Here is a 19,855-nt window from a genome sequence, read left to right on the forward strand (position 1 = left end):
ATGAGAGCCACCACGATCAAGTTCCTCGTCTTCGCCGTCACGATGGCGCTGATCTTCGCGGGTCTGGCCGTCGTGTTCAGCCAGACCCGGTTCACCGGCACCGAGGACTACCACGCGACCTTCACCGACGTGTCCGGCCTCGGGGTCGGCGACAAGGTCCGCATCGCGGGCGTGCAGGTCGGCTCCGTGAAGAAGGTGGGCATCGGCCCCGACAACACCGCGGAGGTCGAGTTCGACGTCGATTCGAAGTACATGCTGTTCACCAGCACCCGGGCAACGGTGCGCTACGAGAATCTCGTCGGCGACCGCTATCTCGAACTGCTCGAGGGCCCCGGCGGACTCGACATCCTGCCGCCCGGCGGCAGCATCCCGCTCGACCGGACCGAACCGGCTCTCGACCTCGACCTGCTCCTCGGCGGGTTCAAGCCGCTGCTCCAGGGCCTCGACGCCCAGCAGGTCAACGAACTGTCCGGGGCGCTGCTGCAGGTCTTCCAGGGGCAGGGCGACACCCTCGTCTCGCTGCTGGGGAACACCAACTCCTTCACCAACTCCCTCGCCGACCGGGATCAACTGATCGGGGACGTCATCGACAACCTCAACGCCGTCCTCGGCACCATCGACGACCACGACCGCCAGTTCGCCGACACCATCGACCGGTTGCACACCCTCGTCGACGGGTTGGCCGCCGACCGCGATCCGATCGGCGCCGCGATCCCGCAACTGGCCGCCGGCACCGCCGATCTCGCGTCGCTGCTGCAGAACAACCGCCCCGACCTGCAGACCGTGATCGCCGAAACCAACCGCACCATGACTCAACTCGACCTCGGCAAGGACGACATCAACCGCTCCCTCGAGCGGCTGCCGTCCGACTACAAGAAACTCATCCGGGTGGGCTCCTACGGGAACTTCTTCCAGTTCTTCCTGTGTGCCAACACCTTCAAGTTCTCCGGGCCGGACGGCACCACCATCCGGTACACCACGGCGAACCACGACACGGGAAGGTGCGCGAAGATCGAATGAGTGCACCCCGCGACCCCAACCACGTCCGCACCGGCATCATCGGCCTGGCGGTCTCCGCCGCGATCGTCCTCGCCGGCCTGCAGTACGACCAGCTGCACTTCCTCTCGGGTGGCCTGACCTATTCGGCCCGCTTCGAGGACGCCGGAGGCCTCGTGCCCGGCGACGACGTCATGCTCGCCGGTGTCACCGTCGGGGACGTGACCGACGTCCGGCTCGACGAGCAGGCCGTTCTGGTGACGTTCCGCATCCAGGACGGCATCGGACTCGGCGACGGCACCGGCGCCGACATCAAGACCAACACGGTGCTCGGTCGCAAGTCGCTGGCGCTGCGACCCGGCGGCGACGGTGTGATGCGTCCCGGCACGGTGATCCCACTCGAGTACACCAACTCCCCGTACTCGCTCACCGACGCCCTCGGCGACCTCACCACCAGCGTGTCCGAACTCGACACCGACCGGATCAACGACTCGCTCGACGCGCTGTCCGAGTCGCTGCAGGACACCCCGCCGGAGATCCGCGGGGCCCTCGAGGGCATGACCCGGCTGTCGCAGTCGATCAACGAACGCGACGAGTCGCTGCGGGAGCTGCTCGAGCGCGCCGAGTCGGTGACCGGCATCCTCTCCGAACGCAGCGACCACATCAACGAACTCGTCGTCGACGCGAACGCCTTGTTCGGGGAACTGAGCCTGCGCCGCGACGCCATCACCGAGCTCATCGCGAACGTCTCGGCCGTCTCGCGTCAGCTCACCGGGCTGGTGCAGGACAACCAGGCGCAGATGGCCCCGACGCTCGAGAAGCTCAATCTCGTCACCGCGAATCTGCAGGCCAACAAGGAGAACATCGCCGGGGCGCTCGACGGTCTCGGTCCCTACATCAGCGCGCTCGGCGAATCCGTGGCGAGCGGCCCGTTCTTCAACGCCTACGTGTCGAACATCCTGCCCGCACCGTGGTGGAAGGCCGTGGTGGACAGCCAGGTTGCACCCGAACTGCTGGAACAGGACCTGCAGGACGTGATTCCGAAGGAGCCCCCCACCATCAAACGGGACGGCGAAGGGGAGGGTGAATGAGCACCGACACCACGCCGGCCGAGACCACCACCGGCCGCCGGCGCCCCCGCTGGCTGATCCCCGCGGCGATCGCGGTCGTCGCCGCGCTCGTGCTCGGCGGACTCGCCGCGTTCGTCCTTCCCGACCTCGGGAAGCGCACGGTGTACGCCGAATTCGTCTCCACCACGGGCCTCTACGAGGGCGACGACGTCCGCGTGCTCGGCGTGCCGGTGGGGAGCATCACCGACATCGAACCCCGCGAGGACCTCGTGCGGGTGACCATGAAGGTCGACGACTCCGTCGAGATCCCCGCCGACGCGAACGCCGTGATCATCGCCCAGAGCCTCGTCTCGGCGCGTTTCGTCCAGCTCACCCCCGTGTACTCGGGCGGACCCACCATCGAGGACGGTGCCACGATCCCGGTGCAGCGCACCGCATCCCCGGTGGAGTGGGACCAGATCAAGACCGAACTGATGCGCCTGTCCGAGGCCCTCGGTCCCGAGGAACTCGACCCGCAGGGCTCGCTCGGCCGGTTCATCGACACCGCCGCCGAGAACCTCGACGGCAACGGCGAATCCGTGCGTGCCGCACTGCGGGAGCTGTCGGACACGATGCACACCCTCTCCGAGGGCCGCACCGACCTGTTCTCGACGATCCGCAACCTGCAGACCTTCGTGTCGGTGCTGTCGTCGAGCAACGAGCAGATCGTGCAGTTCGGCGGCCGGCTCGCCTCGGTGTCCGACGTGCTCGCGCAGAGCTCCGACCAGCTCGGGATCTCCCTCGAGGAACTCGACATCGCCGTGGGCGACGTGCAGCGGTTCGTGCAGGACAATCGCGCCGCGCTCACCGAGTCGGTGGAGCGGCTCGCCGACGCCACCGAGGTGCTCGCTCGCAAGCGTCCGGAGATCGAGCGGGTGCTGCATTCCGGCCCCACCTCGCTCGCGAACTTCTACAACATCTACAAGCCCGCGCAGGGCTCGCTCACCGGCGCGCTCGCGATCAACAACCTCGCCAACCCGGTCGAGTGGATGTGCGGTTCCGTCGCGGCGGCCGCCAACGCCACCTCGGAACGCAGCGAGGAACTGTGCCGTCAGCAGCTCGGCCCGGTGCTCGCCTCGATGAGCCAGAACTACCTTCCGTACCTGGTCAATCCGCTGGGGAGCGTGCAGGCGTTCCCGGGCGACCTCGTCTACAGCGAACCGTGGCTCGAAGGCGCCGCCGAGGGACGGGGCACCGCCCCCGGACCGTCGCTGTCCGACCCGGCGCCGTCTCCGCTCGACGGCATCCTGGGCGGGCTGCCGTCGCTCCGGGTTCCCCAGGATCTCGGATCCCTGTTGCAGCCGGGAGGAGGACGATGACCGGCCGATCGAAGTCCCGACGTCTCGGCGTCGCGGTCACCGCGCTGGTGGTGGTGGCGAGCCTGTCCGCCTGTGAATGGAACGGGCTCAACTCGATTCCCATGCCGGGCACGGCGGGCCGCGGGGAGGGTGCCTACCAGGTGCGCATCCAGATGCCGAACGTGACGACGCTGACCCAGAACTCGCCCGTCCGCATCGACGACGTCACCGTCGGCTCGATCTCCGGGATCGAGGTGGAGGACTGGCACGCGCTCGTGACGATCTCGCTGGATCAGGACGTCGTCGTGCCCGAGAACGCCATCGCGCGCATCGGACAGACCAGCCTCCTCGGCTCCCAGCACCTCGAACTGCTGCCGCCCGTCGACGAACCGCCCCGCGGCCGGCTGAAGGACGGCGACCTCATCCCGCTCGAACGGGCCGGGACCTATCCCACCACCGAGCAGACCCTGTCGTCGTTGTCGGTGGTGCTCAACGGTGGTGGCCTCGCCCAGATCAACGACATCACCACCGAACTCAACGCCGCGCTCGTCGGCCGCGAGGACTCGATCCGGAATCTGCTGCCGCGTCTGGACGAACTGGTCCGCACCCTCGACGACCAGCGCGACGACATCGTCACGGCCCTCGAAGGACTCGACCGGCTCGCCGTCACCGTCGACGACCAGAACGAGACCCTGGTCCGGGCCCTGGAGGAGCTGCCGGCCGCGCTGGAGGTGCTGGCCGATCAGCGCGCGAACTTCACGAACGCGATGAGTTCGCTCGGTGAACTGAGTGTGGTCGCGAGCCGGCTGGTCGAGAGCTCCAACGACGATCTGAAGGCGAACCTCGAGGGCCTGGCCCCGACCCTGAAGGCACTCGCCGACTCCGGCAACGCCCTCACCGAGGTGCTCGGGGTGCTGCTCACCTATCCCTTCCCGCAGGCGGGCATCAACAACATCATCCGCGGCGACTACGCCAACCTGGCCATGACGATCGACCTCAGCCTCGACCGCCTCGACCTGAACTTCCTGTCCGGCACCCCGCTCGCCGGGCGGCTCGCCGGACCGGAGGGCATCCTCGGCCGCGACGCCGGACTCGCGGCGCAGGCCACCGACCCGTTCCGGGCGCCGCTCGAGCCGCCACCGCCGGCACCGGAGTTCCCCGAGGGGACACTGACGATTCCCGGCATCGGTGAGATCACGATTCCCGGTCTGCCCCTGGGGGTGCCCGCACCATGATGCTCACGCGGTTCGTCCGCATCCAGCTCACGATCTTCGCGATCCTCACGGTCGTCGGCCTGGTCGTGATGTCGGTGATGTACGTGCGCCTGCCCTCCCTGTTCGGGATCGGGCGGTACGAGGTGGTCGTCGAACTGCCGTCGACCGGTGGTCTCTACCCGCACGCGAACGTCACCTATCGCGGCAACACGGTCGGCACCGTCCAGAACGTCACGCTCTCGCCCACCGGGGTGGAGGCGAAGCTGTCCATCGACAGCGACGTGAAGATCCCCGCCGACGTCGACGCGTCGGTGCGCAGCGTCTCGGCGGTGGGGGAGCAGTACGTCGATCTGGTGCCCCGCCCCGGAAGCTCCGCCGGCAGTTATCTGGCGAACGGCGACGTCGTCCCCGAGGATCGCACGTCGGTGCCGCAGGAGGTCGGTGCGCTGCTCGACCAGGCCGACGTGCTGCTCGCCTCCATCGGCGACACCCGTCTGAGGACGGTCGTCGACGAGGCGTTCGACGCGTTCAACGGCACCGGCCCGGAACTGCAGCAGCTGATCGACTCCACGCGGCTGTTCGTCCAGGAAGCCGCGGCCAACAGCGCCGAGACCCGGCAGTTGATCGACCAGGTGGGTCCGCTGCTCGACACCCAGGTGGTCACGAGCGACGCCATCCGGTCGTGGACCCGGGACATGGTGACCTTCACCGATCGGCTGCGCGAGAGCGACCCGCAGCTGCGCGATCTGCTCGCCAAGGGGCCCACCGCCGCCACCGAGGCCGAGACGCTGCTGCAGGACCTGAAGCCCACGCTGCCGCTGCTGCTCGCCAATCTGGTGAGCGTCGGTGAGGTGGGCGTCATCTACAACGCGGGCATCGAGCAGATCCTCGTGCTCTACCCGCCGATGACGACGGCCCTGATCACCGCCGCCGGCTCCGGTCCGCCCGAGGACGGCGCGATCGTCGACTTCCACCTGCAGCTGCACGATCCGCCGCCCTGCCTCTCGGGCTTCGTCCCGCCGGACCAGTGGCGCAGCCCCGCCGACACGTCGATGGTCGACACGCCCGGCGACGTGTTCTGCAAACTGCCGCAGGACTACCCGAACGCGGTGCGCGGTGCGCGCAACCTGCCCTGCATGGAGTATCCGGGCCGCCGCGCTCCCACTCCGGACATGTGCCGCACCGGTTACGAGCCCACCTACTCCGACAACCCGTGGATCGGGCCGCCCACCCCGGTGGCCTCGGAGAACGTCGTGCCGACGCCCGCCTCGTACACCGAGGGTGGCGACACGGGTCCCACCGGCGTGACCGCGCGACGCATCGATCCGCGGACCGGCACGTACATTGGTCCCGACGGCACCGTGTACACGCACGCCGACCTCGGAGGAGATCGGAGCTTGGAGAGTTTCATGAAGGCGCAGCAGGGCTGATGACAGACGACGAGACCGACAAGAACGACACGCGGGTGAACCTGGACAAGGGTGCATCCGCGCACCGGCGGCCGGCTGCGGTGTCCACGGCACCCGAGTGGGCCAAACCGGTCGCGATCATCGCGTCCGTCCTGGTGGTCGCGCTCGTGGCGGCCGGTGCGTGGCTGATCGTCGACCGGCAGTCGGCGAACGACCGCGACGAGCGTCGCGACGCTTTCCTGCAGGCCGCCCGCCAGACCGTGCTCAACCTGACCACGATCGGCGCCGACACCGCCGACGCGGACGTCGCGCGACTGCTCGAGGGCGCCACGGGCGACTTCAAGGCCGAGTTCGAGGGCCGCGAAGGACCTTTCGTCGAGGTCGTGCAGCAGGCCGGCGTCAACACCACCGGTGAGGTCCTCGAGGCCGGGATCCAGAACGAGGACGGTACGTGCGCGTCGTCGCTCGTCGCGTCCCGGGCAATGGTGAGCAATGCCGACCAGAGCGACCCCGAACCCCGCGACTTCCGTCTGCGGGTGACGATCTGCGACGAGGACGGCCGGTTGCTGGCATCGAAGGTGGAGTTCGTGCCGTGACCGACGACGAGAAGGACCCGAACGTGACGGTTGTGGAATCGGACCGCCAGGCACCGACGAGCGATCCGGGCGAACCGCGCCCGTCCCATCTGCCGCATCTGGCGATCGGCTTGTCCGTCGTCGCAGTGGTTTTCGCGGTGCTGGTCGCGTGGCTCGGCTACGGTGCCGCGCAGGACTCCGCCGCGGAGACCGCGCGCACCGAGGCCCGGGTGGCCGCGGAGGAACAGGCCGTCGCGATGCTCGCCTACACCCACGACCAGGTGGACGCCCAGGCCGACGCGGCCGCCGAGGGACTGACCGGCGACTTCCGTGACGAGTACACGAACCTGATGAAGAACATCATCGCGCCGGGGGCCAAGGAGAAGGCCATCAGCGTCCAGGTGAGTGTGCAGGCGTCGTCGATCGTCGAGGCCACCGCCGATCATGCGGTGACGTTGCTGTTCCTCAACCAGATCACCACCAGCTCGGAGAACCCGGAGGCGGTGAGCAGCGGCAGCCGCGTGCGGGTGGAGCTCGAAAAGCACGACGGCCGTTGGCTCGTCAGCCGTCTGACCCCGATCTAGGAAGCGGATGCAGCCCGGCGGGTCACGACTCGTCGGGCTCGTCGCCCTCACCGGGAGCGATGAGCGCGCGACCCGCGGCGCCGGTGTTGGCGAGGGTGTCGAGGAACGACCGGGCCCAGCGGTCCACGTCGTGGGTGAGCACCTGACGGCGCAGGGCCCGCATCTTCCTCCGGCCCTCCTCGGGGGGCACCTCGATCGCGGCGTGCAACTTGTCCTTGACGTCCTCGAGGTCGTGCGGATTGCACAGGAACGCCTGGCGCAGTTCGGCTGCGGCGCCGGTGAATTCGCTGAGAACGAGTGCGCCGCCGAGATCGCTGCGGCACGCGATGTACTCCTTCGCGACGAGATTCATGCCGTCGCGCAGCGGCGTCACCACCATCACGTCGGCGGCGACGAAGAACGCGATGAGCTCGTCGCGGGGGACCGGGCGGTGGATGTAGTGCACCACCGGACGGCCGACCGTCGCGTACTCGCCGTTGATGCGGCTGACCGTCCGCTCGATCTCGCCGCGCATGTGGATGTACGAGTCGACCCGCTCCCGGCTCGGTGTCGCGAGCTGCACCATCACGGTGTCCTTCGGATCGACCCGGCCCTCCTCGAGGAGCTCGTGCAGCGCGTCGAGCCGGACGTCGATGCCCTTGGTGTAGTCGAGGCGGTCGACACCGAGCAGGATCTTCTTCGGGTTGCCGAGTTCCTTGCGGATCGCCTTCGCGCGGTCGCGGATGGCCTTGCTCCGTGACTGCTGGTCGAGCCGGCCGGACTCGATGGAGATGGGGAACGCGCCGACCCGCACCGACCGGAAGCCGACCTGGACCACGCCGAGCTTCGAGCGGACACCGATGTTGCCGCGCGAGGTCTGGGCCCCGGCGAGACGCCGCGCGAGGTACAGGAAGTTCTGGGCGCCACCCGGAAGGTGGAAACCGATGAGGTCGGCGCCGAGCAGACCCTCGACGATCTCGGTGCGCCAGGGCAGCTGCATGAACAGCTCGATGGGCGGGAAGGGGATGTGCAGGAAGAAGCCGATGGTCAGATCCGGGCGGAGCATCCGCAGCATCTTCGGGACGAGCTGCAGCTGGTAGTCCTGGATCCAGACGGTCGCGCCCTCCGCGGCCGCCTTCGCGGTCTCCTCGGCGAAGCGGCGGTTGATCGCGACGTAGGAGTTCCACCACTCGCGCCGGTACTCCGGGCGCACGATCACGTCGTGGTAGAGCGGCCACAACGTGGCGTTGGAGAAGCCCTCGTAGTAGTCGGCGATCTCCTCGGTGCTCAGCGGCACCGAATGCAGCGTCAGACCGTCCTCGACGATGACACCGGCATCGGCATCCGCCACCCCCGCCCAGCCGACCCAGGCGCCGTTGTTCGACCGCAGGATCGGTTCGAGTGCGGTCACGAGACCACCGGGGCTGCGCTTCCAGCGGGTCGAGCCGTCGGGAAGCCGTTCGAGGTCGACGGGCAGGCGATTGGCGACCACCACGAAGTCCGATCCGGCGTGCGTGCCGTTGTTCCTCGTCGTGTCCGCGTCGCCTGCTGTCACGTTCTGATCCTCTTTCGGTGGCCGGGTCGGCGGGGGTGGGGGTCGATCAGTGCTTGTCGCCGGGGCCGATGCCGAGCATCGACAGCAGCATGCGGCACTCGTCCGCATTCTCCGCGTACGCAGCGACGACGCGCTGCGCCTGTCGTGCGGTCTCGTCGGCGACGGGTTCGAGATCTTCGTCGGCGATATCGTTCGCGGTTGTCGGATCCGCGGCCATGGTGTCCTCCCGGGGTGGCTGCTCGGTGCGAGCACGCATCGTGCTTCGACTCTAGGAGAATCGGAGAGTCCGACGCCACCCGCCTGCCTGCTCACGCGCCGGATCGGGTCGGTGCCGGGATCGTCGCGGTACCGTAGGACCCGTCGTTTCGCACGCGGTTCCGCACACTCCGGCCCGCGGCGCACATCCGCGCCTCTCGTCAGGAAGGTCTTCATGCCCATTGCCACCGTCAACGGCATCCCGCTGAACTACCAGGTCAAGGGGACAGGCGACCTCGTCGTTCTCGTCATGGGAACGGGCAGCCCCGGACGCGTGTGGGATCTGCATCAGGTACCGGCGCTGGTGAAGGCCGGTTACCGCGTCGCCACCTTCGACAACCGCGGTATCGCGCCGTCGGGGGAGAGCGTCGACGGGATGACCATCGACGACCTCGTCGCCGACACCGCCGGGCTGATCGAGTTGCTCGGTGGTCCCGCTCACGTGGTGGGCACGTCGATGGGGGCGCGGGTCGCGCAGGAGCTCGCGCTGGCGCGTCCGGAGCTCGTCCGCAAGGCGGTCTTCCTGGCCGGTCACGCCCGGATGGACCGTTTCCAGCAGGTGCTCACCGAGGGTGAGCGTCAGCTCTACGACAGCGGCGTCGAGCTGCCGGCGAAGTACCAGGCCGCCGTCACCGCCGTGATGAACCTCTCGCCGGCGTCGCTGGCCGACGAGAACTCCGCCCGCGACTGGCTCGACATCTTCGAGTTCAGCAGCGGCCGGACGTCGGCGGGCGTGCGTGCCCAGCTGGGCATGGATCGCGCCTTCGACCGGCGCGCGGCCTACCGCGCCATCAAGGTGCCCTGCCTGGCCGTCGGGTTCGCCGACGACCGCATGATCCCGGCCTATCTGTCGCGCGAGGTCGCCGATGCGATCCCGGGTGCGCGCTACGAGGAGATCCCGGACGCCGGGCACTACGGCTATCTCGAACGCCCCGAGGCGGTCAACAAGGTCCTCATCGACTTCCTCGCGTCCTAGGGGAATCGAGTGGTGAGCGCGGTGGAGCGGGACGGCTCCACCGCGCTCGTCGCGTTCGGGGGTGAGGCTGCGGGGGTGGGGTCGAGACGAAGGTCCCTGCGATCCGGGTCCTCCGCGCGCCCGCGGAATCGGTGAACGCTGGTACGCTCATTCAACAAAGGTTAGCCTGAGCTATCTTCGAAGTCGTTCGATCCGATTACGGGCCGGCGGGCCCCCGAGTACGGAAGTTGAGTGGATGACCGACCGTTCCAGCCTTGTCGCCGACGACGCGGGGAGGTCGGAGGGCACCTCGCAAGGAGACGTCTTCGACTTCGTCGGCATCGGCTTCGGCCCCTCGAACCTGGCCCTTGCGATCGCCGTCGAGGAGCACAACACCGGCAGCCCCGAGTCTCCGATCCGCGCTCGGTTCTTCGAACGTCAGCCGGCCTTCGCCTGGCACCCGGGCATGCTGCTCGAGGGCGCGACCATGCAGATCGCGTTCCCCAAGGACCTGGTCACCTTCCGCAACCCCACGAGCTCGTACAGCTTCTTCTCGTACCTGCACGACCGCGGCCGTCTCGTGGACTTCGTGAACCACCAGACGTTCTTCCCCACCCGGCACGAATTCCAGGACTACCTGCAGTGGGCCGCCGCACGTGTCGACGCCGACGTCCGCTACGGCAGTGAGGTCGTGGCGGTCGAGCCGATCCGCAACTGCAAGGGTGTCGCCGACCTGTTCGCGGTCCGCACCGCCGACGGTGAGACCGCCTACGCCCGCAGCGTCGTGGTCGGCGTCGGGCTGCGCGCCCGCATCCCGCAGTGGGCCACCGAGTCCACCCGGTGCTTCCACAACCACCACTTCCTCTTCCATCTCGAGGACATGCCCGAGCCGACCCGGCAGCGATTCGTGGTCGTCGGTGCAGGTCAGAGCGCCGCAGAGGTCGTGCAATATCTGCACACCCACTTCCCGCAGGCCGAGGTGCACAACGTCTTCAACCGCTTCGGATACAGCCCCGCCGACGACAGCCCCTACGCGAACCGCATCTTCGACCCGCAGGTCGTCGACGAGTTCCACGCGGCACCGCTGTCGGAGCGCGAGCGGCTGCTCGCCCTGCACCGCGGCACCAACTACTCCGTCGTCTCGCCCGAACTCATCGAGGCGCTGTACGCGACGGAGTACCGCGAGCGGGTCAGCGGCCGTCGCCGCCTCTTCATGCACCGCGCCTCCGAGGTGCTGTCGGCCACCGAGCACGACGGCGGCATCGACGTGGAGATCCGCGACAATCTCGAGGGCGGCACGTCGACGCTCGAATGCGACGCCGTCGTCCTCGCGACCGGTTTCGCACCGGCACCCCTGCAGCCGCTGCTCGGCGACCTCGCTCCGGAGCCCCCGATCCTGGCCGTGGCCCGCGACTACCGGCTGCCCCTGCCCGAGGACGTGACGGCGGACGTCTACCTCCAGGGCGGAACCGAGAAGACCCACGGTCTGACCGCCTCGCTGCTGTCCAACGCGGCTGTCCGGGCGGGTGAGATCCTCACCTCGATCACCGGCCGACGGGACGGGCGACTGCCCGGAACCGAAGGAGAAATCGGTGAGCTTGGTAGGATATCGGACCATCACACCTACGCAACAAGTGAGGCGAGATGAGCACGAATCCATTTGACGACGAAGACGGCCGCTTCTACGTCCTCATCAACGATGAGGAGCAGTACTCGCTGTGGCCGACCTTCGCCGAGGTTCCGCAGGGGTGGCGAGTGGTATTCGGCGAGGAGTCCCGCGCGGCTTGCGTCAAGTACGTCGAGGAGAACTGGACCGACATGCGTCCGAAGAGCCTTCGCGACGCCATGGAAGCCGACGAGAAGGCCCGTCAGGGCAGCTGAGACTTCCCCCGACAGGGGCAGCTGAGACTTTCACAGTCACAACCGCCGAGAGTCACGCCCGCGCAGGAAGCGCAGCGTGGCTCTCGTCGTTTGTGGCGACGACCCCGTCCGGGAATCGGAGACGGGGAGCGGCCCGGTCGCGAGGGGACCCGACGCGATCGGCCCGGTGGGGATCGGCCCGGTCTGCAGCGGACCGGTGGCGATCGGTCCCGTCGGTGATCCGGTCGGGATCGGACCCGTGTGCAGCGAACCGGTGGGGATCGGGCCGGTCGCGGGACCGGGAGCGGGCCTCCGGATGGGCCGCTTGTCGAGGCGGATGCGGGGGATCTGCCGCAGCTGCGGACGGCGCAGCGCACCCACCCGGAACAGGATGCGGGGATTGCGGGTACGGCGGGCCAGCCACTCACCGAGCGTGACCCCGGCCGCGAGCGCACACCCGATGCCGAACGCCGAGAACAACGCCGTCATCCCCGTCGACATCTGGTTCCGCAGCATCGCGTACAGACCGCGGTAGAGCGCCAGGCCCGGCAGCAGCGGCGTGATGCCGGCGACCGCCACGACCAGTGGGGGAGTGAGCGCGCGGCGGGCCATCAGGCCACCGGCGAAACCGATGACGGTCGCGGCCACCGCCGACGAGATGATCGGCCCCAGCGTGAGCCCGAGCGCGAGCTGGTAACCGAGGCTGCCGGTCGCGCCGGCCAGCCCGGCCACCGTCAGCGCCCGGCGCTCCGCGTAGCAGGCGAGGGCGTAGAACAGCGCGGCCGCGGCGCCGGAGAGGATCTTCGTCGGCAGCTGGGTGAGGTCGGGTAGGGCCTCGTAGCTGATCAGGGGCAGTTCCGCGCCGAACACCGAGGCGATGCGCAGGGTGGTCGCGACACCCGCGATGATGCCGCCCGTCATCATCAGCACTTCGAAGAACCGCGCCGACGCGGTGATCGGGGCACCGGTGATCGCGTCCTGCACCGAACCCACCAGCGACAGCCCGGACAACAGCACCGTCACCCCGGCCGCGATGATCAGCCCCGGGGACACCTCGACCCCGAGTGATTCCCGGAATCCGTAGAGGGTGATCGCCGGGGCGGTCGCGACGATGCCGCCGACGAGGTGCTGGAAGAAGAACGGCAGGCCCGCGGCGTTGAGCTTGCGGTTGACCCGATCGATGACGAACGTCGACCCGAAGGCGACGAGGGCGACGAGCGCGTCGCCGCCGAGGAGGACGGCGATCGACGCGGCCATCGCCGACCACGCGACCGTCGCCACCCAGCGGTTGTAGGGGTGGGCGGCCGTGGTGATGGCGAGCAGTTCCTCGTGGGCCTGGGCGGGGGAGATCGCGTCGCGCCGGATGCGCCGGGTCAGCCGGTCGACCGCGGCGAGCCGCGTGAAGTCCATCGAACGGTAGTGGACGATCCGCATCGTGCTCGACGGCGGCATCGTCGGCCCGCGATAGGCCGACAGGACGATCGAGTTGTAGGTGACGTCGACGTCGCACTGCGCCAGACCGTAGGTCGCGGCGACGAACCGCACCTGCTCGGCGGTGTCGATCGCACCGGTGCCGGAGGCGAGCAGCACCTCACCGACGCGCACCGCGACGTCCAGGGCTTCGGCGACCACCGCGTCGTCGGTCAGGTCGATCGGCTGCAGCGGCGCCGGGGCTTCGGTGACCGCGTCGATGGTCGCGCGGCGGGTGCCGAGAACCCGGTCGAGGAACTCGCTGTACCGGCTCACCGTCCGCTGCCTCCGAGACGGCTGGAGGAATCCGGGAGGGTGCGCATGCAATCCACCGTAACGAAGCGGGTGGGTGCGCGCCGGGAGTGTGACGCGCTATATGATGGCGTCGCTCACGGGTCGTTCGGCGGCCGTGGAGCGCACTGCCTCCTTAGCTCAGTGGTAGAGCACTCGCCTTGTAAGCGAGCGGTCGTCAGTTCAATCCTGACAGGGGGCTCCACGGGGCCGGTTCCGCACGAGGAACCGGCCTTTCCTGTTTTCTCCTTCCCTCTTCGCGCGGTCGGTGGACCCGCACACCCCGGACGGCGGGGTGTACGGGTCCGTATCATTCGCGGGAAGGGACGGGGTGAGCGGAAGGGTGGTCATGGCACGCATCGCGAGGGCGGACAGGGTCGGGCGGGACGAACTCCTGGAGTTCCTTCGGCCACGGCACCGGGCGGTGCTGTCCACGCTGCGCGCCGACGGAACCCCGCAGGTGTCTCCCGTGACCTGCGGCGTCGACGAGGAGGGGCGCATCGTGGTGTCGACCTACCCGGAGCGCGCCAAGACCCGGAACATCCGACGCGATCCGCAGGTGACGCTGTGCGTGCTGTCCGATGACTTCGACGGTCCGTACGTGCAGGTCGACGGTCAGGCGGAGGTGCTGGACATGCCGGAGGCGCTCGACGGTCTCGTCGAGTACTACCGCTGCATCGCAGGCGAGCATCCCGACTGGGACGAGTACCGTGAGGCGATGGCGAAGCAGGGCAAGTCGCTGATCAGGATCCGCATCGATCGCTGGGGTCCCGTCGCGACCGGTGGTTTCCCGCCCGGGTGGTTGCCCGCCTGACTTCCGGTATCTCCGGGGTCTACGACTTCTCGGGGGATTCGGCCTTCTCCGCCTTTTCGGATTTCTCCGATCCATTCGAATTCGACGTCTCGTCCGACTTATTCGCCTTGTCGGATCTTTCGTCCTTCGGGGATTCGAAGGCGTCCTCGTCGACGAAGATCAGACGCCCGTCGTCCAGGGCGACGGCCCACCTGCGGACGGGAGCCCAGTCGCGGCCCAGGTCGTCGCCGACGGCCTTCTGCGCGGGCCCGAAATCGTCGACGATCGTCCCGGGGGCGGGCTCGTCACCGGCGACGCCCTTGCGCACGACGACTTTCGCCCCGACAGCAGGGGTGGATGGGGTGTTCGACGTTCCGGCCATAGCTCGCATGATGCCATTGGAATGGGCGACAAACGGGGAAATAGGACGTGCCGTCCACGAAAATCCCGGCGCCCCCGGGCGGGACTTCCGTCCGGGGCGGCGGGCCGATCGGCCCGTGCCGGCCGGGTGGGGAAACGACTCCGCCCCCGCCGGAGGGCGGGGGCGGAGGACTCGTCGGAGGAAGTAGAATTCCTGCTCAGCGCAGGGAAAGCTTCTCCCGTGCCTGCTCGGCGAACTCGGCGTCGACCATGAGGTCGTAGCGGGCCGCCTCGATGCTCTTGCGGGAGACGAAATCGCGGCGTCCACCCATGCTCCAGTGCGACACGAAGCCGAGTGAGCCTCCCCACACCACGCCGAAGGCGACGGCGACGAGGATGATCTGCGCCATGTCGGCGGCGGGAAGGAACAGGGCCAGCAACAGGCCGAAGAGCAGGCCCGTCCAGACGCCCGCGGCGGCTCCGCGCAGGGCGGCGCGGCCGTTGGTCATGCGGCCCTCGATGTGTTCGACGGTGGTGACGCCCTGGCCCACGACCCGCAGGTATTCGACGGGGAAGCCCTCGTCGGAGAGGTGGTCGACGGCCCGTTCGACGGCGTCGTAGGTGCGATAGCTCTCGAGAAGGGTTTCGGTTTCGGCGTAGTGCCCCGGTGCGGCTGCGTAGATATCGGTCATGCGGTCGTTCTCCCTTCGTCGACGGTCAGAACGATACGCTCATCGTAGCGTATCGTTTCGTAGTGTTTGATTCGGGGTCGCCGTTTCGGGGAGACTCGGGAATCCTGCGGGGTCGACCCCGCACGAGGAGGATGAGGACATGGTGGGCGAGGCCGGGACGGAAACGGCAGCGGTCGCGTCGCGACGTGCCGTCAAGGAACGCGCCGCGACGGACGCGCGCATCGTGAAGGCGGCGCTCGAGATCCTCCGGCTGCACGGGCCTCACCGCGTCACCGTCGAGGCGGTCGCGGCGCTGTCCGGCGTGGCGAAGACGACGATCTACCGGCGGTACGCCAACCGCGAGGAGATCCTGCAGGCGGCGCTCGACTCGAAGCTCGCCTCGCCCTGCGTCCCCGAGGGACTGTGCGCCTACGACCGCGTGAAGTGGACCCTCGAACTGATCCGCCGCGGCCTGGCCGACGACGTCGGCATGGGCAGCGTCGGCGCGATCCTCACCGACCAGGAACCCGACTTCACCGAGTCGATCCGCGAGATCATCAACGCCCGCAGCGAGGTCGTCGCCGACGTGCTGCGCGCCGCCGTCGACTCCGGGGCCGTCCGCAGGGACCTCGACGTCGACACCGCCGTGTCGATGCTCGTCGGCGCCTATCTCGGTGCCTACCTGCGGCACGGCGAGGTGGGGGAGTCGTGGGCCGACGAGGTCGTCCACATCGTCTGTCCCGAACTCGAACCGGACACGAACGCGTCTCGCTCGTAGTTCGGTGCCGCGTCCCGGCCGTAGGCTCGGGAACGTGACCGGAACGCGTCGATGCGTGGTGGCGGTCGTCGGCTCGCTCAACCTCGATCTGACGGCCTACGTCTCGCGCGCCCCGGAGAAGGGCGAGACCGTCCTCGGCCGGCACCTCGCCACCTATCCGGGCGGCAAGGGCGCCAACCAGGCCGTCGGCGCCGCGCGGCTCGTACCCACCGCGATCGTCGGTGCCGTCGGCCGCGACCACGCCGCCGACCTGCTGCGCGGGGTCCAGGAGAAGGCTGGGGTGGACACCACCCATCTACGCACCACCCGCGCGCCGACCGGTCGGGCGATCGTCATCGTCACCGACGACGGCGAGAACCGCATCATCGTGATCCCCGAAGCGAATTCGCTGCTGCGCGCCCGGGACGTCACCGCCGCCCTCGACGAGCTCGACCCGGTCGTGGTGCTCACCCAACTCGAACTGCTCCCCGCGGTCACCTGGGCGGCGGCCGAATGGGCGCGGTCCCACCACCGGCGGTTCGTGCTGAACCCGAGCCCGGTCACCGACATCGACGACTACATCCTCGCCGGCGCCGATCCGCTCGTCCTCAACGAGCAGGAAGCCCTTCTCTACGCGGCGCTGCCGGCCGAGGCGACCTTCGAGGACGTGGTGCACCGCCTGCTCGAACGCGTCCGCTCGGTGGTGATCACGCGGGGTGGGGAGGACGTGGTGGTCGGCACCGAGGACGCGATCGAGCACCTGCGCGTCCCGCACGTCGACGTCGTCGACACGACCGGCGCGGGCGACCACTTCGCCGGCACCCTCGCCGCGCTGCTCGGTTCCGGCCGCGACCTGTTCACCGCCGCGCGGGAGGCCTCGGAGGCGGCGGCGAGGCTGGTCGCGATGCGCCGGACCGACCGCTGATCAGCCCGGCGGCGGGAGCAGTTCGCCCTTGCCGCTGCGCAACCACCGTCCGGGCAGCCTGCCGGCGAGATCACCGAGCGGGCCGACCGCGCCGCGCAGCAGTTCGACGGTCTCGCGCAGCATGTCGATGCTCGCGTTCATCTGCGTGATGCCGGGTGTGAGGTGCGCGAGCGTCTCGGACAGCGACACGATCTGATCGAGCGGCCCGCCCTCGGCGAGCAGACGTTCGAGCGCACCCTGCTCGGCGAGCAGCACGTCGAGCACCCCACCCTGGGCGAGAGCGCGTTCGACGACACCACCGGGCCGGATCGCCACGTCGACGATGCCACCGGGGGCGGTGAGCCGTTCGACGGCGCCGTCCTCGGAGAGCAGCCGCTCGAGGGGGCCGTCGTGCGCGGTGAGCCGGTCGAGCAGACCACCTTCCGAGACGAGCCGGTCGAGGGCGCCGTCGTCGGCGAGGATCCGGTCGAGGGGCCCGCCCGGTGCGGTGAGCCGGTCGACCGGCCCGCCCGGCTCGAGCAGGCGGTCCAGCAGTCCTCCGGATTCGGTGAGCCGGTCGACCGGCCCGCCGGGGGCGAGCAGCCGGTCGAGCGGACCTCCCGGCCGCAGCGCGTGGCCCAGCGCGCGGTCCTCGGAGACGAGCTGCGAGATCTGCTGCAGCAGGCCCAGCGAGCTGCGGGTGTCGGGCAGGCCCACCGCTCCGAGCGCCGAATAGGTGGTCGGCGACACCGCGACCCGCACGGTCCCGACGACCGTCTCGGCGACGCTCAGGGCCGTCTCCGCGGCGGTCAGGCCCACGCGTACGGGGAACACGATTACGGACCCGAGATTCATGGACTCGACTGTAACCGCCGCGGGCCGTGTTCCGCGGATGGGACGGTGGCGGGGAGAAGGCGTGTCAGTGCACGAGTTTGAGGCCGATGACGCACCCGACGATGCCCACGATGAACAGGATCTTCAGCAGCGACGCGGTCTCGGTGCCGGTCGCCATCGCGTAACCCACGGTAAGAGCAGCGCCGATACCGACCCACACCGCGTAGGAGGTGCCCACCGGCAGGGTGCGCATCGCATAGGCCAGACCGGCCATGCTCAGGAGGAGGGCGGCGCCGAAGGTGAGCGACGGCCACAATCGGGTGAATCCTGCGGACCGGCCGAGTGCGGTCGCCCAGACCGCTTCGAGGACACCGGACAGGACGAGAACGATCCAAGCCATGATGCACAACTCCTGCACCGTCTTGTCGCTCGCCGGGTACGGTGCGCTCGTCCGGGAGGTCGTTTCCGACCACCTGCGAAAAGACTAGGAATTCCGGACGGCGGATGGCAAATCGTTCAGGAAATGCGCAACAGATGATCTTCCTGCGCAACGACGGTGCACGAGCAGCCACCGTCGATCTCGGTGCAGTCGAGCACCAGGGTGTGCCGGACGAGATCGAGGTCGGTGCAGTCCGGTTCGGTGCACTGGGCGGGAGTCACCGCGTGCAGCACCAGGGTGCCGTGGCAGTGGTCGATGTCCTGATTGCAGTGCGAGCACGTCATGGACCCTTGATAGCACCGGCACCCGACGGCCCGCCGTCACCGGCCCCTACCGCACCGTGGCCTGCTCGTGACCCGGACCCACCGTTATCGTGAGGGCGCACAACGGAACGTTCGGGTGAGCAGGGGAGGAATCGGCACATGGGGCTGACGGACGTGGTGACGAAGGCTGCACGGAACGCGTGGTCGTTGTTCGTCGCCGACGGGATCGCGCCCCCGCACCGCACTCCCTCGGTGGTCGTCGGGGACGGGCCGCACCGCACCCTGCGCCGCTTCGGCCCCGAGGACGCGGGTCCGCCCGTCCTGCTGGTGACCCCGCTCGCGGCGTCGCCGACCTGCTTCGACCTCATGCCCGAGCAGAGCCTCGTGCGGCACCTGCTCGACGCCGGACGCAGCGTCTTCCTCGTCGAATACGGCGAGATGACCTCCGAGGACCGCGATCTCGGGCTCGAGTTCTGGATCGACGAGGTGTTGCCCGAGTCGATCGAGCGCACCTCCGAACTGTGCGGCAACCGGGAGGTGGACGTCGTCGCGTGGAGCATCGGCGGCACCCTGGCCATGCTCACCGCCGCCGCTCACCCCGACCTGCCGATCCGGTCGCTCACGGCCTTCGGCAGCCCGCTCGACTATTCCCGGATCCCCGTTATGGCGCCCGCGCGGCTCGTCGGCCGGTTCGTCGCCGAACCGACCCTCGGTCTGCTCGAGCACCTCTTCGGCGGCGTGCCCGCCCCCATCGTGCGCACCGCCTACCGCCTCACCGCGATCGAACGGGAGATCAACCGGCCGCTGTTCGTCGCCACCCACATCGCCGACACCGAGACCCTCGCCCGGATGGAACGCGTCGACCGCTTCCAGGACGAGATCTACGGCTACGCGGGCCGGGTGTTCCGCCAGCTCGCGACGCGCGTGACCATCGACAACGAACTCGCCACCGGCCGGCTGCACCTCGACGACCGGGTCGTCGACCTCGCCGATGTCACGGTGCCCGTGCTCGCCTTCGGCGGTACCGAGGACGTGCTCGCGCCGGTCGCGGCGGTCGAGCCGGTGACGCGGTTGCTCTCAGGCGCCCGGGTGCGGTTCGTCCGCGTGCCGGGCACGCACCTGGGCATGCTCACGGGCAGCACGGCCCGCGACACCTCGTGGGTGGAGCTGACGGACTTCCTCGCCGACCCCGACGCAGACGCGCCGGCCACCGCGGACGGGACCGGATCCGACCAGAGCGTCGAACCGGAGACCGCGACGACCGACGCGTAGAACCTGCGGGAA

21 protein-coding genes, 1 tRNA gene, 1 pseudogene and 1 riboswitch are annotated in these 19,855 nt (G+C 69.1%); of the genes and pseudogenes, 15 read left to right on the plus strand and 8 right to left on the minus strand.

What is annotated here, in order from left to right; genetic code table 11:
• From OED52_RS02745 to OED52_RS02775, 7 genes are read left to right on the plus strand one after another with little or no spacing between them, the layout of a single operon-like run.
• The gene (locus tag OED52_RS02745; protein ID WP_264153171.1) at nucleotides 1-1,020 is read left to right on the plus strand and encodes an MCE family protein; all 1,020 of its coding nucleotides are present in this window, start codon (nucleotides 1-3) and stop codon (nucleotides 1,018-1,020) included.
• Nucleotides 1,017-2,087 (plus strand): MCE family protein, encoded by a 1,071-nt coding sequence (locus OED52_RS02750; protein ID WP_264153172.1) that lies wholly within the window; start codon nucleotides 1,017-1,019, stop codon nucleotides 2,085-2,087. The genes OED52_RS02745 and OED52_RS02750 overlap by 4 nt, the downstream gene beginning before the upstream one ends.
• Nucleotides 2,084-3,424 (plus strand): MCE family protein, encoded by a 1,341-nt coding sequence (locus OED52_RS02755; protein WP_264153173.1) that lies wholly within the window; start codon nucleotides 2,084-2,086, stop codon nucleotides 3,422-3,424. Before OED52_RS02750 ends, OED52_RS02755 begins: the two co-directional genes overlap by 4 nt.
• Nucleotides 3,421-4,638, plus strand: coding sequence for an MCE family protein (locus tag OED52_RS02760; RefSeq protein WP_264153174.1), 1,218 nt, complete (start codon nucleotides 3,421-3,423; stop codon nucleotides 4,636-4,638). Before OED52_RS02755 ends, OED52_RS02760 begins: the two co-directional genes overlap by 4 nt.
• Nucleotides 4,635-6,047: an MCE family protein gene (locus OED52_RS02765; protein ID WP_264153175.1), complete on the plus strand. Its 1,413-nt coding sequence runs from the start codon at nucleotides 4,635-4,637 to the stop codon at nucleotides 6,045-6,047. The genes OED52_RS02760 and OED52_RS02765 overlap by 4 nt, the downstream gene beginning before the upstream one ends.
• Nucleotides 6,047-6,622, plus strand: coding sequence for a hypothetical protein (locus OED52_RS02770; protein ID WP_264153176.1), 576 nt, complete (start codon nucleotides 6,047-6,049; stop codon nucleotides 6,620-6,622). The genes OED52_RS02765 and OED52_RS02770 overlap by 1 nt, the downstream gene beginning before the upstream one ends.
• Entirely contained in the window at nucleotides 6,619-7,185 is a 567-nt protein-coding gene (locus OED52_RS02775) for a twin-arginine translocation pathway signal (RefSeq protein ID WP_413247708.1), read from the plus strand. The genes OED52_RS02770 and OED52_RS02775 overlap by 4 nt, the downstream gene beginning before the upstream one ends.
• A gap of 22 nt (nucleotides 7,186-7,207) precedes the next feature.
• Here the strand turns inward: OED52_RS02775 and OED52_RS02780 are convergent, their stop codons facing one another.
• Nucleotides 7,208-8,719: an alpha,alpha-trehalose-phosphate synthase (UDP-forming) gene (locus tag OED52_RS02780; RefSeq protein WP_264153177.1), complete on the minus strand. Its 1,512-nt coding sequence runs from the start codon at nucleotides 8,717-8,719 to the stop codon at nucleotides 7,208-7,210.
• Between the two features lie 46 nt (nucleotides 8,720-8,765).
• A complete protein-coding gene (locus tag OED52_RS02785) occupies nucleotides 8,766-8,975 on the minus strand; it encodes a hypothetical protein (RefSeq protein ID WP_264154808.1) in 210 nt (69 codons plus the stop codon).
• A gap of 174 nt (nucleotides 8,976-9,149) precedes the next feature.
• Here OED52_RS02785 and OED52_RS02790 point away from each other — a divergent pair, with 174 nt between their 5' ends.
• The 3 genes from OED52_RS02790 to OED52_RS02800 all read left to right on the plus strand — a co-directional run bounded on the left by OED52_RS02790 (nucleotide 9,150) and on the right by OED52_RS02800 (nucleotide 11,810).
• Complete coding sequence (locus tag OED52_RS02790; RefSeq protein ID WP_264153178.1) at nucleotides 9,150-9,950, plus strand: alpha/beta fold hydrolase; 801 nt, start codon at nucleotides 9,150-9,152, stop codon at nucleotides 9,948-9,950.
• A 235-nt stretch (nucleotides 9,951-10,185) separates the two neighbouring features.
• Nucleotides 10,186-11,577, plus strand: a complete 1,392-nt coding sequence (locus OED52_RS02795; protein WP_264153179.1) for a lysine N(6)-hydroxylase/L-ornithine N(5)-oxygenase family protein — start codon at nucleotides 10,186-10,188, stop codon at nucleotides 11,575-11,577.
• On the plus strand, nucleotides 11,574-11,810 hold the full coding sequence (locus tag OED52_RS02800; protein ID WP_264153180.1) for an MbtH family protein: 237 nt from the start codon (nucleotides 11,574-11,576) through the stop codon (nucleotides 11,808-11,810). The genes OED52_RS02795 and OED52_RS02800 overlap by 4 nt, the downstream gene beginning before the upstream one ends.
• Before the next feature lie 36 nt (nucleotides 11,811-11,846).
• On the opposite strand, the gene OED52_RS02805 is transcribed toward OED52_RS02800, so the two are convergent.
• Nucleotides 11,847-13,535, minus strand: coding sequence for a threonine/serine exporter family protein (locus OED52_RS02805; RefSeq protein ID WP_264153181.1), 1,689 nt, complete (start codon nucleotides 13,533-13,535; stop codon nucleotides 11,847-11,849).
• Nucleotides 13,536-13,680: 145 nt separating this feature from the next.
• Here OED52_RS02805 and OED52_RS02810 point away from each other — a divergent pair.
• Together OED52_RS02810 and OED52_RS02815 are read left to right on the plus strand one after the other, a co-directional pair.
• Nucleotides 13,681-13,755: transfer RNA gene (locus OED52_RS02810), tRNA-Thr, on the plus strand.
• A 144-nt stretch (nucleotides 13,756-13,899) separates the two neighbouring features.
• A complete protein-coding gene (locus tag OED52_RS02815; RefSeq protein ID WP_264153182.1) occupies nucleotides 13,900-14,364 on the plus strand; it encodes a PPOX class F420-dependent oxidoreductase in 465 nt (154 codons plus the stop codon).
• 124 nt (nucleotides 14,365-14,488) lie between these two features.
• On the opposite strand, the pseudogene OED52_RS02820 reads toward OED52_RS02815, so the two are convergent.
• Nucleotides 14,489-14,725 (minus strand): annotated as a pseudogene (locus OED52_RS02820) (hypothetical protein); the annotation flags it as partial.
• Nucleotides 14,726-14,921: 196 nt separating this feature from the next.
• Nucleotides 14,922-15,395: a general stress protein gene (locus OED52_RS02825; RefSeq protein ID WP_264153183.1), complete on the minus strand. Its 474-nt coding sequence runs from the start codon at nucleotides 15,393-15,395 to the stop codon at nucleotides 14,922-14,924.
• A gap of 139 nt (nucleotides 15,396-15,534) precedes the next feature.
• Between OED52_RS02825 and OED52_RS02830 the strand changes: the two genes are divergently transcribed.
• Entirely contained in the window at nucleotides 15,535-16,152 is a 618-nt protein-coding gene (locus tag OED52_RS02830) for a TetR/AcrR family transcriptional regulator (protein ID WP_264153184.1), read from the plus strand.
• A gap of 34 nt (nucleotides 16,153-16,186) precedes the next feature.
• On the plus strand, nucleotides 16,187-17,056 hold the full coding sequence (locus tag OED52_RS02835) for a ribokinase (protein WP_264153185.1): 870 nt from the start codon (nucleotides 16,187-16,189) through the stop codon (nucleotides 17,054-17,056).
• Here OED52_RS02835 and OED52_RS02840 read toward each other — a convergent pair whose 3' ends face one another.
• From OED52_RS02840 to OED52_RS02850, 3 genes are all read right to left on the minus strand, one after another.
• Nucleotides 17,057-17,890, minus strand: coding sequence for an ABC transporter (locus OED52_RS02840; protein ID WP_264153186.1), 834 nt, complete (start codon nucleotides 17,888-17,890; stop codon nucleotides 17,057-17,059).
• 64 nt (nucleotides 17,891-17,954) lie between these two features.
• A complete protein-coding gene (locus tag OED52_RS02845; protein ID WP_264153187.1) occupies nucleotides 17,955-18,269 on the minus strand; it encodes a DMT family transporter in 315 nt (104 codons plus the stop codon).
• Between the two features lie 11 nt (nucleotides 18,270-18,280).
• A riboswitch (guanidine-III (ykkC-III) riboswitch) is annotated at nucleotides 18,281-18,345 on the minus strand.
• 40 nt (nucleotides 18,346-18,385) lie between these two features.
• Nucleotides 18,386-18,592, minus strand: a complete 207-nt coding sequence (locus OED52_RS02850) for a hypothetical protein (RefSeq protein ID WP_264153188.1) — start codon at nucleotides 18,590-18,592, stop codon at nucleotides 18,386-18,388.
• Between the two features lie 138 nt (nucleotides 18,593-18,730).
• Here OED52_RS02850 and OED52_RS02855 point away from each other — a divergent pair, with 138 nt between their 5' ends.
• Nucleotides 18,731-19,843 carry an alpha/beta fold hydrolase gene (locus OED52_RS02855; protein ID WP_264153189.1) on the plus strand — a complete coding sequence of 371 codons (1,113 nt, stop codon included), beginning with the start codon at nucleotides 18,731-18,733 and terminating at the stop codon, nucleotides 19,841-19,843.
• Nucleotides 19,844-19,855 lie beyond the last annotated feature (12 nt).

It is taken from the genome of Rhodococcus sp. Z13 (assembly GCF_025837095.1).
In the GTDB taxonomy this organism is placed as follows: Bacteria; Actinomycetota; Actinomycetes; order Mycobacteriales; family Mycobacteriaceae; genus Rhodococcus; species Rhodococcus sacchari.